Source organism: Labrenzia sp. C1B70, assembly GCF_000475395.1.
In the GTDB taxonomy this organism is placed as follows: domain Bacteria; phylum Pseudomonadota; class Alphaproteobacteria; order Rhizobiales; family Stappiaceae; genus Roseibium; species Roseibium algicola.
This window is the reverse complement of the sequence record NZ_AXCE01000003.1, coordinates 125,072-139,643: the sequence shown is the minus strand read 5'-3', so window position 1 is coordinate 139,643 and position 14,572 is coordinate 125,072. Positions and strand designations below refer to the sequence as shown.

Sequence of the window (14,572 nt, the reverse complement as noted above, 5' to 3'; positions counted from 1 at the left end):
GAGTTCAGTTTTTTTCAAGGCCTGTCATCTGGTCGAGCTGTTGGCGAATATGAGCGGCTTCCGCAACCGTCCCGGCAAGTGAAATGGCCTGATCAAATGCGCAGCGTGCCTCGCTTGTCCGCCCCAATTGCTTGAGCAGCGCCCCACGCGCGCCATGATAATAGAAATATCCGCGAAGTTTGACGGCGAGCGGTTCGATCATCTGCAACGCAGCTGCGGCCCCTTCCGTTTTCGACACCGCAACGGCACGGTTGAGGGTGACAACGGGAGATGGCGAGCGACGCTCGAGTGCAGCGTATAGCTGTTCGATCTCTTTCCAGTCGGTGTCTTCCGGTGTCGCGGCACGCGCATGCAGAGCAGCGATTGCCGCCTGTATCTGATAGGGCCCCGGTCCGCGGCGGAGCATCGCCTTGTCTATGAGGACAAGGGCTTCGGCTATCATGGGCCGGTTCCATCGTGATCTGTCCTGATCTTCCAGGAGGACCAACAGGCCGTTTGCGTCAACTCGCGTCTCTTGACGGGAATGCTGCAACAGCATGAGCGCAAGCAGTCCCATGAGTTCCGGGTCGGAGGGAAACATCCGCAGCAGCAGCCTGGCCAGGCGAATACCCTCGTGGCACAGACCCGAGCGCTCGCCAGCCGGATCAGGGTCGCTGTAGCCTTCGCTAAAGACGAGATAAATCATCGCGGATACAGCCGCCAGCCGGTTTGCCCGCTCTGCCTGATCCGGTGTCTCGAACGGCACGCCAGCGTCGGCTATCGTCGCCTTTGCACGGGTGATCCGCTGCCGCATCGCGTGTTCGCCGACCAGAAATACCCGGGCGATGTCACCAACCGGAATGCCGGATACGATGCGCAATGCAAGCGCGATCTGTTGGGTAGCCGGCAGATCCGGATGACAGCAGATAAACAGGAGGCGCAGGATGTCATCACGGTAGTCCGCCGTATCGAGCCGTTCAACCAGGTCCGGTTCGGTATCCTCCACGTTCGACAGAACGTCTTCGGGGGGCAGGCTGGAGGTCCTTGCCTCGCGTTTCAGCACGTCCAGCGTCAGATTGCGGCCGACGGTGATCAGCCATCCTTCCACGTTTCGCGGCGGTCCGTTGTCCGGCCAGTTTTTCAAGGCGCGCAAGCAGGCTTCCTGAAAGGCTTCTTCGGCCAGATCCAGATCACGAAAATACCGGAGCAATGCGGCCATCACCCGTGGCCGCGAGGCAGTCAATTTGCTGTCAATCCATGTGAGATCAGGCGGTTGCATTGTCGGTGTCAGTCGTGGTGCCCGGGTGGAAGCTCTTGACCGGCCTCAGTTCATACGCTCCACCGGGGTTGGCTTCGGTAAGGTCTCTGGCAAAGTCCAGGGCCTGCTGCTGATCCTCAACCTCGACCAGATAAAAGCCGAGCAGCTGTTCCTTGGTCTCCGCATAGGGGCCATCGGTAACGAGATTTTCCTTCTTGTGGAGGGTAGAGGCCGTTTTGGTGGGCATGAGGCGGGCAGCCAGCTCATACTGATCAGCCCACTTCTCGTGGACGACCTGCAGCCGTTTCATGACAGCGGCGTCTTCCTCGGCACTCCACGCGGAGGTGACCTCTTCATCATTATAGCAAAGCAGCATGTACAACATGAAAAACGGTTCCATAGTTACAAGGACGGTTCTGACATTCGAATTGCGACATTACGGATAGTTTTTTGGCAAGAGCAGTAAGGCTGTTCGGCCTTTCAGCTCTTGCGACCGCCTTCCGATCCTTCCAGAGCCTTCGTCAACTTCCCCAACAATGCCGAAAGCGTGCGCTGTTCCTCATCTGTGAGGCAGTCAATCAATCGGGCTTCGTGAGCCATGTCTTCCTTGAAAGCGGACCGGATGAGGTCCATCCCCTTCTTGGATAGGCGGACGGGCGAGCTCCGGCCGTCTGAAAGGTCCTTTGGCCTTTCGATCAATCCGGCCCTTTCCAGGCGAGCCAGAATGCCAGTTAGCCCTCCTGACGTAAGCATCAGGGAATTGAACAGTTCCGTGGGGCGAAGCTGATAAGGTGATCCGGAGCGCAGCAGCGTCGAGAGCACGTCGAATTCCCGGCTATCGAGGCCGTGTCTTGAGAAAATGGCCTCGATGCCCGGCCGGGCCAAATGGGTGATCACTCGTGCGCGGCCAAGGATTGCCATGCCGCGCGTATCAACCTCTGGCAACTCCAGCTCCCATTGCCGGCGTCGGCGTTCAACGTGATCCGTATCGTTTTTGCTCATTCTCGATTTTATCTTGCGTGCGAGACAATTCAGTTTATCTTTCGCGCAAGATAAATCAACCCGGCGACGTCAGGTGCTTGGTCTCGGGCGTTGCATGCATCACGAGAGGAGAGTGCGGTGGCTGAAAAAGATCAGGTCGCCAAGGTGAAGGGGCCGGCGTCGTACTTTCCGTCTATCGAAAAGAAATACGGCAAGCCTATCGGCGAGTGGCAAGCTCTCGTGCGCGCCCAGGCCGGAAAGAAGCACATGGAAATTGTCGACTTTCTGAAAACAGAGCACGGGCTTGGGCACGGACATGCAAATGCGATCGTCGCGGCCACGCTCTCTGAAGACAAGAAGTGATCGATTGCTTGAGCGGTGATGGGCCTGTTTTCAAGTGCGCGCCGCTAAAGACGAGATCGCCTCCACCACCCAGGATGTCGCCAGCGGAGCGACAGGCAAAAGCCGGTCAGTCTTCACCGATTTGTTTGTTTGCTGGTTGTGCTTCTCAAGCATTTCAAGTGCCACGCGGAAGTAGGTAAGACTTTAGCGTTTAAGTGGCGGTTTGAAGATATATTGCCAGTTGAATTCTCCGGCTAAATATTTGCCTGGAGAAGCGTTTGGTCATAATCAAAACCTACATGAAAAAAACAATAAAACTGAGGTGAGTTCGACTGTAGTTGCATTAAATATTTTCATCCGTATCGGGTGTTGATTTTGGTGAAGGCTTTTGTATTAAGAATAAAAAGAAGAAGTTGAGGCGACGATATCTGTGCGATTAGATATAATGATTTATGTCACTGATTTTTTCCCCGGTGTAGACTAATTGCCCTAAAATGTTGGTTGGTATTTAAAACCCATTGATCCTTTTTAGCCGAGTCATGACCTGAAATTCCTTTACGTAATCAATAGAGCTGGTCATGGTCCTTCGGGAGACGTTCAATGTCCAAGCATTTGCGTTACTTATTTTTTATAGGTCCCAGGGACAAATTGCCGAAACCCTTGGAAAATTCATTGGTTCGGGAGCTGCCGGGTCTCGTTGTGCAGGTTTCAACTGACTGGGATGTGCTGGTTGAAAAGGCCGAACAGGAAGGGATTTTGCCTTCTCTGATCCTGGTTGATGAAGCCTTTGGCGCCACGAATGCCGATTTGTTGCAAGTGTTCCAGGACACGTATCCCAATGCCATCCTGTGTCTAACCTTTAACGGTGAGTACACATCCAGGCTGCACATTCGAAAATGTCTGAAAACCGGTATCATCAATAACGTCATACCCATGAACCTCCGGCTGGATCTTTGGCTCTATGCGATCCAGATCATGCTGCATGGTGGTTCCTACATGCCGCCGGATCTTGTCGAACTTCTCGAGATCGACAGGAGCGTGCAGCTGGAAAAGGCGCGCAAGGCGACTGCTGCCACCGGCGTGTCCGGGGTGCACATCGTAAGTTCGCTGACACCCCGAGAGCGGGAAGTGTTGGAGTTGATCGCACGAGGGCAGCAAAACAAGCATATTGCTGCAAATCTCTCGCTGTCGGAGCACACGATCAAACTTCACATTCACCACATCATTTCGAAGATGGGCGTATCAAACAGGACTGAAGCAGCCGCCGCATATCTTCAGATACATCGATCCGCCGGCGGTAACGGTTAGGCTGAAATTCGAAAACTCTGCCAACGACCGGGAATGGTCCAATCTGCTGAATGTAAATTGGCAGAAACAAGTCTATGGATGCTGCCGAGTCCTGGTGTGAAGATTATTGAGAATTGTATCTATACGTATGGTTATTTCATATGGATACAACTTGCCTCATGCTGTGGTTGTCCGGCGGCATTGAGAGCGCGATCGCGGTGTCCGTCACGCCTCGTTGTTTCATGTTCCTTTTTCAGGGCGCTCTGGGCGGGCTCTGCCGCTTCGAAGCCGGTCAGGCCGGGGCGGCCAGTCTTGCTAGCCGCTCATCGCGGAAGGAAACAAGACGCCTTGCGTTTTCATCCCACAGGACCAGCTTCACGCAGCCAAGGCTCTGACGCAAGGTAAGACGGCTGACATTGCGCAGTTCCGGATGTTCCTTGAGGACTTCAGATAGCCGGTAGAAGGGAATTTTGGGAGACAGGTGGTGCACGTGGTGGATGCCGATATTCCCGGAGAACCAGCGCAACAGGGGCGGCAGGTCGTAGTGTGAACTGCCTTCAAGCGCGGCATGCTGGAAATCCCAGTCACTTTCTTCAGACCAATGGGTCTCTTCGAACTGGTGCTGGATATAGAAGAGCCAAACGCCGGCGCTGGCTGCCATCAGAGTGATCGGGACCTGCACAAGGAAAAACGTGCTTGCGCCGACCAGCCAGATCATGAGCGCAAACGGTGCCGCGATCCCGAGATTTGTGGCAATTGTCGACACCCAGGGCTGCATTCCGGCGCGCATCAGGCCATAGGGAAGCCGGTATTGGGCGACGAACAGCCATGCCGGTCCCAGCCCGAACATGACGACCGGATGCCGATAGAGCCAGTAGCGGAGGCGGCCCCAGCGGGACAGGGCTCTGTATTCGCGCACGGTCAGTGTATCGATGTCACCGACGCCGCGACGGTCGAGGTTTCCGGCGGAGGCATGATGGATGGCGTGAGTTCGGCGCCAGTAATCGTAAGGGGTGAAGGTAAGTACCCCGATGACCCGGCCGATCCAGTCGTTCATGCTGCGCCGGGCGTACAAGTTCCCATGGCCGCAATCATGCTGCAGGATGAAAAGCCGGACCAGAAACCCTGCCGCCGGGACCGTCAGGAACAATCCGAACCAGTAGCCGTGTACGACGAGTGTCGCGGTAATTCCCCACAGTGCAATGAAGGGGAGGACCGTGATCGCAATCTCGAAACTGCTGCGGCGCGCACTGATGTTCCGGAATTTGGCAAGAGCTGCGATCCAGGACCGGTTCTGGCGATCAGCAGTCGAATTTTCAGAGCCGTGGCGGAGCTCGGCCGCGGTATTATTAGAGGTTACGGTCATTCATGCGGCCTTCCACGCAGTATTCCGGAGTTTGATCGTTTCTCCAGGAATGACGTCCGTGGATATCGAGCAGCTATTAAGCCGACGTTGCCGGTCAAGTTGGTCTGCAGGTTTTCTGCCGCATCTACAATCATATTTTTGCATTTACGGAAAACTATTCAGAAAAATCGACGGAAGATCCGCCGATTATCAAATTCATTTCAGAAATTCGACGTCTCGCGCCAGTGTGAAACGGAAGTCCGCCCAACCGGAGGCGGTCAGCGGTTTCGGGAGCTGTGCCTGAGGCCGGGGACCTTCGGGCCGTCAGCCCGAAGGTGTTTTTCCGATGATGTGGGAAGGTCAGGTCCTGGCCAGTTGGGAAATTTTCATGTTCGAGGCATCTCCACGCGAGAATTGCGTGAACATTGACATGACGGACGCGCGGATTGCGTCTACCTGCGCAGGTGAATAACGCCTGGCCTGGTAGCTCATCAGCACGCGGATGGCGCGGTTGCCGTCGATGACCTCTTCCATCACTTCAAATTGCAGTCCGAGATGGGATTCATGCTTGTCCGGGTCGACCTGGCGAAACGCGATGGTACCGCCATCCGGCGCTGGCAGGTTGCCGTTCAACTTGTTTTGCGCATGGATCTGAATGAACACATCGAACAGGTGGTCCATTCCAGGCGTCATGCCAAGGGCATCTTCCACAAGGTCGATCGGAATGTCGGTAAAGGGCATCGATCCGTTGATCATGTCCTTGATGTTGCCGATCAGGGTGCCGACAGTCGGATCGTTTCCGAAGCGAACCCGGTGGGCGACGACAGTAGTGAAGTAGCCGATCGTGTCGAAATAGTCGGGGTCCGTACGGCCCGCGGCAGAGGTGCCGATCACCAGATCGGACAATTCCCCAAGGGCCTGAAGCGCGGCGGAAATCGCGCCATAGACGACGTTGAAAAGGGAAGCGCTGTTTTCCTTGGCAATGGCATAAAGCCCCTCGGAAACGTCGCTCTCCAGCCGCATTTCAACCCAGCCGCCTGCGACCGAACAATCGTCAGTGGCGGGTTCATCGAGGAGTTTGGGTTCGTTGGTGAAGAGAACCAGTTCCCTGGGTGCATCACCGAGCATGTCCGTCCAGAAGGCAAGGTGCCGGGCATTGACGCCCGACTGCACCTGCTCGCGGGCAAACTCGTGAAAAGGTGCTGGTTCGTCCGGCCACTCGGGCGCAACGCCAAGGCTGCGTGCGCGGTAGGCTTCAACCAGTTCGTCCATCATCAGGTTCACAGACCATTCGTCGAGCGCAAGATGGTGAAACAGGAACGAGAGCACTTGCCGACCTGTTTCCGGATCGGTGAGAAACCGCAACCTGACCGGCAATTCCTTTGCAAGGTCGAAGCAATAAATGGCTTCGGCATTGCGGTCCGCACCGGTGCTTTCCGTGCTGGTCCAGAACCATTTGTAGGTCGCCAGCTCGTCAACGGGGACAACCTTCTGCAAGACATCACCTTCCTCCGTTTCGAAGTAGAGAGTCCTGAGGGCGGCATGCCGTTTCATCAGGTCACCAAAGGCGGCTTCGAAAACGGTTTCGTCCACGGGGTCGAGAAAATCCAGGGCAAACGGCAAGTTGAAGATCTCGCGGTATCCAAGAGCCGAATAGATCTTCCAGAGCGACATCTGCGCAAGAGCAAGAGGTGTGGCAGCGTCGCTCGCCTTGCCGTTTCTGATCTCGACGTTGTGGTTCCCGGCGCTTTCGCCGGCGGTATCGACCAATGTTGCGTGCCGGGCAAGACCTGCTGCTGTCGGGTTGCCGAAAAGATCGTTGAAACGAACCTCTATGCCATGATCATGAAGCAGGCGGCCGATGATCCGGGTGGCAACCAGCGAATGTCCACCGAAGTCGAAAAAGTCGTCGTCTGGTGCGAGATCTGCAACAGCGAGCGCATCCCGAAACTCCTGCAGGATGGCCGCCTGAATGGCCGTCACGTCGAGGGAAGTTCCTTGTCCTGCATGGAGAGAAGCGTCAGAAACACGGGCACTTTCGCTCTGGAGAAGCTGCTGGCTCACCGCGATTGAAAGAACCTCCGGGTTCCGGAGATAACCGGAAAACAGATCCAGCACCAAACTGCCGGCATGTCGCCTGATCCTCTGTCCCGTGACCAGTTCAAGAATTGCCCTGCCTTCTGTGTCAAAGCCCACTGCCAGCTCGAAATCGGGGCGCGCTTCATACGTCGGCAGGGGTATCCGGTCGAAGTCGAGTGTGTCTGTCGGGACGATGGTTTTCGGATCGGCGAGGCGTTGGATCCAGACCTTGGGTAGGTCTGCTGCCAGTGTGTTGTTGTCGTGTTTTTCCGATCTGGAAATCGCATTCAGATGAGACAGAACTTGCCGTTCACCTTCTTCGGGAGCCATGTCCCGTCCAACCGAAACAGCAAAGCTGTCGGAACGGGCAAATCCGCCGCAAGGGTCAGTCAGGCTGCCTGTCTGCCATGACGGGAAAATGGCTTCGATCCGTTCGTGACCGCCGAGCTTGCACAGGAACTGCGCGAAACGAACCCCAACCTGTGCCAGCAATGTGGTGTGGTCCGAAGAAGAGTAACCGTGGTCATGATGGAGGACAGGTTCGAGCAAGGTTCCGAACCTCAGCGCGAGCCGGTCGCTCGTTGGCAGAAGACCAGGTGTTCCGTTGAAATCGATAACGGCCGTATCGGCCAATCCTTCGCCCCGTCGCAACCAGGTGACCGGCGCAAGGCCGGGAAAATCAGGCTCAAGTTGCTTCACTTGACGCAGCGCCGGTGCAGCAATGACCTTGCCGTCATAGGCTGCCACAAGACTTCTCAGGACATCTTCCGGTGTACAGACCTCCTCGAGAATTCGGTGCATGAGCAGGCCCAGGATCACCGCTTGACCGCAGAGGATCAGCAGCACCTTGAAAGGGGGTTCGGCTTCGCTGTCCCAATGTGCTTTCTGGGCGGCCAGGACAAGTGAAACGGCTTCCTGCTGGTTTTCAGCTTTGATGATTTCAAGTGTTCCGTCCGGCCCGTGCGAGAGGGACTTCACGAGTTCTCCCTCGTCACTGAAGCGATAGCGCATTGCCAGCTCGGGAAGGGCTTCGACCATCGCGTCCACGGCGCGGGCGAGGCGTGCGATATCGGGTGTGCCACCGAGCCGGTAGACTTGGGCATGTCGCAGCACCTTGTCCGGATCTTGCTGTTGCGCCAGCCAGATCCGTTCCTGATGCTGCGTGACGGTGTGCGGTTCCCGGCCTTTTTCCGGTAAACGGCCAGTCGGGACGGCAGGCTGGGTTGCTCCGTCCAGGGATTTGAGTTCCGCGTCGAAACGCTCGAACTCGGTTGCTGTCAACAGGCGGTCGAAACCTCCGGTCATGTCAGTCTCCCGATACTCATGTGTCGTGCTGATTGCTTGCCTTGGGAGCTCGTCCGCAGCCATTCGGGCCGACGACGCGGGGCTCACTGAGTAAGCGGATATGAGTTGCATTTGTTAGCAGGCACAGCCAGCGGGAGCAATTAAACTTGTATCAAATACTCATGTTTTTTGAGTCCGGGTATCCAGGTGGGCCGGATATGATTTCTGGACGGGAGAAGGCAAGACACCCGGGCAAGCACTGGGTGTACCGCCCGGGCGTGTTCGATGCAGAAAACCGATAGACTGAGCAGCTCCGGTTTTACTGCGTCGTCTCGTTCCAGCCTGCGATCGCGTCCAGCATGTGTTCCGCGCTTGCAACGCTCGGGGTAATCACCTTGGCGGGGTCGACGAACAGGATCCGGTTTTCTTTGGCCGGTTTCATGAATTGATCCCAACCGGGAACAATCTTGCTCAGCGAAGCACGGGTGCCGGCCTCATCGCGACCGCCGGCCATGTAGCTGTTGAGCAGGACAAGAACATCAGGATCGAGCTTGCCGAATTCCTCCGCACTCAACGGCATGAGCATCATGGAACCGCCTGCCGGAGAGGCGCCACTCGGCGCGCCGACATCCAGACGGCTGTATCCGAGATCTTCCAGTGCCTGAACCATGCCGGAGGAATCGCCCACAACATTGAGCTGGTCGGTCAGAAAGACGGGAAGGTAGGTCCTGCCTGCAGGATCGAAAGGCAGTTTGGCGCGCAGATCTTCCACGCGCTTTTCATAGGCCGCCTTGCGGGCGGCAAAGACATCTTCCCGGCCGACGAGAGCTGCGAGGTCTTCCTCGACATCAAAACCGTAGACCTTCGAGCTGCCGACATTCTGTAGATAGACCGGCGCGACAGTGGCCAGTTGATCGGCTTTGCCGGCATCCAGTTCGCTCGCGACGATCAGATCAGGTTCCAGCGCTCTCAGTTTTTCAAGGTCGAGCTGCCCGACGGGGCCGAAACCCTTTGGTTTTGTTTTGCCTTCGCCGAGAACGGTGTCGATGAAGTCGACTGCGATAACGAAGCTGCCGTCGTCCGCCCGGCCGAAGCTGCCGGTAAGATCGAGACCGAGATCCATCAGCGGGATGCCGAGCAACGGCTCGTGCATGACGACGATATGTTCGGGCTGCTCCGGGATCGTGACCTTCCGGCCCGTGTCGTCGGTGACAGTGCGCTCGGCAGCAAGGACCGGACTTGTCGCCAGTAGGGCTGCGATTGCGCAGGAGACGAGAAAACGCATGAAGATCCTTTCAGTGTGACTGGAGTTTGCGTAGCGCCTGCAGACGCAGCGCGATTATGAAGAGCGGCACGCCGACCATCGTCAGGCTGAGACCGAGAGGCATTGGCAGGGAGCCGCCAAGCCCGCGTGTCAGTGCATCGGCGATCAGGACGAGGATCCCGCCCATCAAGGCGGACAGGAAAAGCCGCGCCCGGGCGACGGCCGGTGAAAGCAAGCCGGCGATGTGAGGTGCCAGCACACCGAGAAAGACCAGGGGCCCAACCGCCGTCACGGCAGCGGAGCTCAGCACAACGGCAGTGAGCAAGATCAACGGGCGTGAACGGCCAACAGGTTCGCCCAATGCCATCGCCATTTCGCTACCCAGGTCATATGTGGCCATGGCAGGGCCGAGAACGAAGATTGCCGCGAGGCTGAGACCGAACAACGGCGCAAAGGCGGCGATGACTGTCCAGTTGGCCTGAAACAGCGAGCCGGCCAGCCACTCGGAAAGGGCGATGGAGGTCTCGGTCGGCAGATACAGGATGAGAAGCGATCCGAATGAGGACAGGACAGTCTCGATTGCTATCCCCATCAGGACGATGGAAAGGCCGCTGGATCGCTCGCTGCCGACAAGCCATAAAAGTAGACCGGCAACCGTCAGCCCACCGGCGAGCGCAGCAAGAACCACAAGGCTCTTGGGTGCCGCCGGCAGGAAGACCAGCAGCAACATGATCATCGTCATCGACCCTTGGCTGAAGCCGAAAAGTCCCGGGTCAGCCAGCGGGTTCCTGGCAACCGACTGAAGCATTGCCCCGGCAAGTGCGACCGCCCAGCCGACCATGAACCCGAGCAGGATGCGCGGCAGGCGGACCGTCCAGAGGGCATAGTTCTCCGCACGCGGCAATTGTTCACCGGCAAGCGTTCGGAAAAGATCGGTTAGCCCGGTGTCCGTCAGCCCGAGGCCGGTGGCAAGAGCTGCAAGTGCAAGCGCAGCAGCCACAAGGCAGGCTCCGGCAAGCAGATTGCCGGTTCTCATCTGAAGTCCGCCGGCCAGACGCAGCACCCGTTTGCCGTCGATTGCTCTACCGCCTCTGATCATGAGGCCTCCCGGCTACCGGGGGAGAGATAGAACCGTTTGACGATCACGATGAATACGATGCCACCGATCAGATCCGTAACCAGGCCGGTGTTCACGACGTAGGGATAAAAGGCTTCCCGAGCGATGAGGTCCGCAGCCAGACCGACAATCGCTCCCACGATCAGGGAGGCTGGCAAGGCGTGAACAAGATTGTTGCCCATGAAGGGGCGCACGATATGTGGCACGACCAGTCCGACGAAGCCGATCGGACCACATACCGCAACCGCGGAACCGGACCCGAGCACGGCTGCTCCGATGGCAAGACGTGAGACAAGAGGAACGTTGACACCGGTTGAGGCGGCCTTGTCGGCGCCCAGCAGGATCAGGGTCAGCGGCCGGGCAAACAGCAGCAGGATTACGACGGAAAAGGCCCCGATCCACCAGAACATGGCAAGGCGGTCGATATAGACGTGGTTGATATTGCCGGTTACCCAACTCAGAAAATCGGCGCGGCGGGCCGGGTCGGACAACAGCAAGGCGTTGGTCATGCCGGTGAACAGCATGGAAACCAGGGCGCCGGACAGGATAAGGGACAATCCGCGCGGGTCGTTCCGGCGACCTGCGAGCCGGGCAACTGCAAGGCTGGAGAGAAAACCGGCAAGTGCTCCGGCAAGCGCCGCAATGCCCTGCAGCTCGGCGCTGGCACCGAATAGCAGCGCACTGGCAACCAGAAACAGAGCCGCACCAGAATTGACGCCCAGTGTGGCCGGGGAGGCCAGGGGATTGCGCACCAGGCTCTGCAGGACGAAGCCGCTGGCCGCTGCAATGCCGCCGGCATAAATCGCAATCAGGGTGCGCGGCAATCGCTGGAACAGAAGGACCGCGTCTTCGTAACTTTGAGCTTCGAAACGCTGGAGCGCGGCAATCAGGTTCGGCAGATCGGCCGCGTGGAAACCGAAGAACAAATGCACCACCAGCACGATGGCAAGCATTGCAAGGATGAGCAGAAGGTGGAGACTACGCCGGTCCATCAGGCTACCGATGCGTGCCCAATGCGCTCCGGAAAGCAGACGAGGCGCCCATCGCGTGGAAAGATCTGTGTCCTGAGGCCGAAGACCTGTTCGATGTTGTCACTGGTGACCGTGTCCGCAACCGGTCCTGCCGTAATGCACCGGCCAGACTGCATCAGCACGACCTCGTCGGCGAAGGCGGTGGTCAGGTTCAGGTCGTGCAGAACGGCAATCACCGTCTTGCCGTGGGTTTCGATCAGCTCCCTGACAAGTTCGAGAACGGCGAACTGGTATTTCATGTCCAGATGATTGACTGGCTCGTCCATGAGGATGACATCGGTATCCTGTGCCAGAACCATTGCGATCCAGGCGCGCTGTCGCTGACCACCGGACAATTTGTTGACGGGAAAACCGGCCCGGTCGCTCAGGCCGACAGTCTCCAGAACCTGTTTGAAGAGATCACGATCCTGCGCCGACGGACCGCCCGTCAGCGAATACCGCGAATAGCCGGCAAGCTCGATCAGCTCGCCAAGTGTCATGTAATCCGGGCAGAAGCAATCCTGAGGCAGATAGGCAATCCGGCGGGCAAGAGCTTTCCGGCCGATGCCAGGGAGAGGTGCGCCTTCCAGCAGAATGTCGCCGGCGCTGATCGGCAGGAAGCCCATGATCGCTTTCAACAGGCTGGACTTGCCGCACCCGTTCGGCCCGACGATCGCCGTAAGCCGGCCTTTGCTGAACCGGACGGAGACATCACTGAGCACATTCAAGGGTCCGTAAGCCGCACTTACGTGTCTTGTCTCCAGCAATTTCGACCTCTTGACCTTCTGCAATGCAGAAGTCTTTATACTATCCGAAACGAGCCAGCAAACCCAAAGCCAGCCCTCCAACTCGTTTCCAATCCAATCAAGAGCGGATTTGATGACCCCCTCAAAGAAATTGCATATCGGCATGTCGCTCGCCCCGACATGGCTCAGCGGCGACGCGTGGCGTCGTGCGGACAGTGGCGTGGAAGGTCTTTACGGCAGTGATTTTTATCTCGACGTCGCACTGCGCGCGGAGCAGGCCAAACTGGACTTTGCGTTTCTGCCGGACTCGCTGTTTTTGAACACCGGGCTGCTGGCATCCGGCACCGGGTTTGCCAGCCTTGACCCAACATTGCTGCTGGCCTCGATCGCGGGCGAGACGTCGAAGATCGGGCTCTTGTCGACAGCGTCGACGACCTTCTTTCCACCCTATATCGTCGCCCGGCAGATCCAGTCGCTGAACTGGCTCAGCAACGGACGGGCCGGCTGGAACATCGTCACCGCGCTGGACGGCAACGCGAATTTCGGCCTGTCCGAAATGCCGAGCCCGGAGGAACGCTACGCACGGGCCGCCGAATTTACCGAAGTTGTCCGGCTGCTTTGGGAGAGCTTTCCTTATGAAGCTCTCAAACTCGACAGGGAAAGCGGGCTGTTCGCCGATGCGGAACTCGTCAAACCGGTCGACCACGAAGGTTCATTCTTCAACGTGAAGGGTCCGCTCAACTTGCCGCGCTTCGGCAAGACACGGATACCGCTTGTGCAGGCAGGGGCATCGGGCGCAGGCCGTGACTTTGCCTCTTCGGTGGCGGACGCGATCTTTGCCTCTACACCGGACAAGGCTGCAGCCATGGACTTGCGGGCCGATTTGCGCAAACGGGCCGAACGGCGCGGACGAAAGGGTGACGATATCCGGGTTTTACCAGGGTTGAGCCTTTACCTTGCGCCGACCAGGGCGGAGGCAGAGGAGCTCTTTGCCGAAACCAACGCACGCGTGAGCCGCGACCGGTGCCTGGCAACAGTTCTGGAAATGACCGGGCTCGATCTTTGCGACTGGCCGGCAGAACGACAGGTGAAAGCCACGGACCTGCCCCCGCCACCGGAAACGGTGCGCAGCCGCACCCATTCGCAACTTCTGCGGCGGATGATCGAGCGGGACGAACCGGCCGTCGAAGACCTGTTGCGCCGGCCGGAAGTTATCGGCTCGGCCCACTGGCTCGTCGTCGGCACACCTTCCGATGCGGTTGCACAAATCAAGGATTGGGCAGCGGCAGGTGCGATCGACGGTTTCGTCGCCTTTCCGGGTGGATCTCTGGACGCGGTGCGCCTGCTCCTGGAACAGGTGGTTCCTGCATTGGGTGATCTGGGCCTTTTCCGGAAGGACTATTCAGGCGCGACCTTCTTCGAGCATCTGACCCAGGAATAGGCATCGAGACAAACGCAGAAGCGCGTCACAGCAGGCTGACTACGCAACTGCAGAGGCCGAGGTTGCGCCATTTTCGAAAACCGGTGTCGGGGCTTGGCGAAAGAAAATTCCAACCCCTGACATCGCGAAACAGCAGCCCGAATAGAGTGCTTTGATGTTTGTCTGACGGGCGCTTATGCGATGAATGTTCCGTAATTAATTGAAATTAATAAGAAAAATCTTTTAGGTGGCTGGTCAAAAATTCGGCAGAAGCCGTGTGCCGATTTTGTTGACAGAAGTAAAACCTCTCGATAACGTTTCAATCTCCAAGTGATTGGAACGTGGCAACGGGGCCACTTTAAAATTCGCAGGCGAAAAGGCCTCTCTATGTCTTCGGAAACGAAGCTGTAGGGAGGCCTTTTTTTTGCGCTCAGCGATGTGCCGCGAGAGAAACCCCGAA

General features: G+C 57.6%; 12 protein-coding genes. 3 read left to right on the top strand and 9 right to left on the bottom strand.

Annotated elements, in window-relative coordinates:
• Positions 1–4 precede the first annotated feature (4 nt).
• The 3 genes from Q666_RS37475 to Q666_RS37465 form a co-directional block, all read right to left on the bottom strand.
• On the bottom strand, positions 5–1,258 hold the full coding sequence (locus Q666_RS37475) for an RNA polymerase sigma factor (protein WP_031269497.1): 1,254 nt from the start codon (positions 1,256–1,258) through the stop codon (positions 5–7).
• On the bottom strand, positions 1,245–1,622 hold the full coding sequence (locus tag Q666_RS37470) for a YciI family protein (protein ID WP_031269494.1): 378 nt from the start codon (positions 1,620–1,622) through the stop codon (positions 1,245–1,247). The genes Q666_RS37475 and Q666_RS37470 overlap by 14 nt, the downstream gene beginning before the upstream one ends.
• Before the next feature lie 95 nt (positions 1,623–1,717).
• Entirely contained in the window at positions 1,718–2,239 is a 522-nt protein-coding gene (locus Q666_RS37465) for a MarR family transcriptional regulator (RefSeq protein ID WP_023001384.1), read from the bottom strand.
• Between the two features lie 117 nt (positions 2,240–2,356).
• On the opposite strand from Q666_RS37465, the gene Q666_RS37460 reads away from it, so the two are divergent.
• Entirely contained in the window at positions 2,357–2,581 is a 225-nt protein-coding gene (locus Q666_RS37460; protein WP_023001383.1) for a DUF4287 domain-containing protein, read from the top strand.
• A 579-nt stretch (positions 2,582–3,160) separates the two neighbouring features.
• Complete coding sequence (locus Q666_RS64705) at positions 3,161–3,868, top strand: response regulator transcription factor (RefSeq protein WP_081713177.1); 708 nt, start codon at positions 3,161–3,163, stop codon at positions 3,866–3,868.
• A gap of 271 nt (positions 3,869–4,139) precedes the next feature.
• On the opposite strand, the gene Q666_RS37455 is transcribed toward Q666_RS64705, so the two are convergent.
• From Q666_RS37455 to Q666_RS37430, 6 genes are all read right to left on the bottom strand, one after another.
• Entirely contained in the window at positions 4,140–5,213 is a 1,074-nt protein-coding gene (locus Q666_RS37455; RefSeq protein ID WP_023001381.1) for a fatty acid desaturase, read from the bottom strand.
• Between the two features lie 339 nt (positions 5,214–5,552).
• Positions 5,553–8,576: a condensation domain-containing protein gene (locus Q666_RS37450; protein WP_023001380.1), complete on the bottom strand. Its 3,024-nt coding sequence runs from the start codon at positions 8,574–8,576 to the stop codon at positions 5,553–5,555.
• Between the two features lie 298 nt (positions 8,577–8,874).
• Complete coding sequence (locus Q666_RS37445) at positions 8,875–9,840, bottom strand: ABC transporter substrate-binding protein (protein ID WP_023001379.1); 966 nt, start codon at positions 9,838–9,840, stop codon at positions 8,875–8,877.
• Positions 9,841–9,850: 10 nt separating this feature from the next.
• A complete protein-coding gene (locus tag Q666_RS37440) occupies positions 9,851–10,915 on the bottom strand; it encodes an iron ABC transporter permease (RefSeq protein ID WP_031269487.1) in 1,065 nt (354 codons plus the stop codon).
• Positions 10,915–11,928, bottom strand: a complete 1,014-nt coding sequence (locus Q666_RS37435; RefSeq protein WP_023001377.1) for an iron ABC transporter permease — start codon at positions 11,926–11,928, stop codon at positions 10,915–10,917. The genes Q666_RS37440 and Q666_RS37435 overlap by 1 nt, the downstream gene beginning before the upstream one ends.
• The gene (locus tag Q666_RS37430; RefSeq protein ID WP_031269485.1) at positions 11,928–12,713 is read right to left on the bottom strand and encodes an ABC transporter ATP-binding protein; all 786 of its coding nucleotides are present in this window, start codon (positions 12,711–12,713) and stop codon (positions 11,928–11,930) included. Before Q666_RS37430 ends, Q666_RS37435 begins: the two co-directional genes overlap by 1 nt.
• Before the next feature lie 112 nt (positions 12,714–12,825).
• Here Q666_RS37430 and Q666_RS37425 point away from each other — a divergent pair, with 112 nt between their 5' ends.
• The gene (locus Q666_RS37425; protein ID WP_023001375.1) at positions 12,826–14,133 is read left to right on the top strand and encodes an NtaA/DmoA family FMN-dependent monooxygenase; all 1,308 of its coding nucleotides are present in this window, start codon (positions 12,826–12,828) and stop codon (positions 14,131–14,133) included.
• Positions 14,134–14,572 lie beyond the last annotated feature (439 nt).

What these genes read in the sequence shown, in the direction of transcription:
- Q666_RS37475 (WP_031269497.1), bottom strand. Translation starts at nt 1,258, where the DNA reads ATGCAACCGCCTGATCTCACATGGATTGACAGCAAATTGACTGCCTCG.
- Q666_RS37470 (WP_031269494.1), bottom strand. Translation starts at nt 1,622, where the DNA reads ATGTTGTACATGCTGCTTTGCTATAATGATGAAGAGGTCACCTCCGCG.
- Q666_RS37465 (WP_023001384.1), bottom strand. Translation starts at nt 2,239, where the DNA reads ATGAGCAAAAACGATACGGATCACGTTGAACGCCGACGCCGGCAATGG.
- Q666_RS64705 (WP_081713177.1), top strand. Translation starts at nt 3,161, where the DNA reads ATGTCCAAGCATTTGCGTTACTTATTTTTTATAGGTCCCAGGGACAAA.
- Q666_RS37455 (WP_023001381.1), bottom strand. Translation starts at nt 5,213, where the DNA reads ATGACCGTAACCTCTAATAATACCGCGGCCGAGCTCCGCCACGGCTCT.
- Q666_RS37450 (WP_023001380.1), bottom strand. Translation starts at nt 8,576, where the DNA reads ATGACCGGAGGTTTCGACCGCCTGTTGACAGCAACCGAGTTCGAGCGT.
- Q666_RS37445 (WP_023001379.1), bottom strand. Translation starts at nt 9,840, where the DNA reads ATGCGTTTTCTCGTCTCCTGCGCAATCGCAGCCCTACTGGCGACAAGT.
- Q666_RS37435 (WP_023001377.1), bottom strand. Translation starts at nt 11,928, where the DNA reads ATGGACCGGCGTAGTCTCCACCTTCTGCTCATCCTTGCAATGCTTGCC.
- Q666_RS37425 (WP_023001375.1), top strand. Translation starts at nt 12,826, where the DNA reads ATGACCCCCTCAAAGAAATTGCATATCGGCATGTCGCTCGCCCCGACA.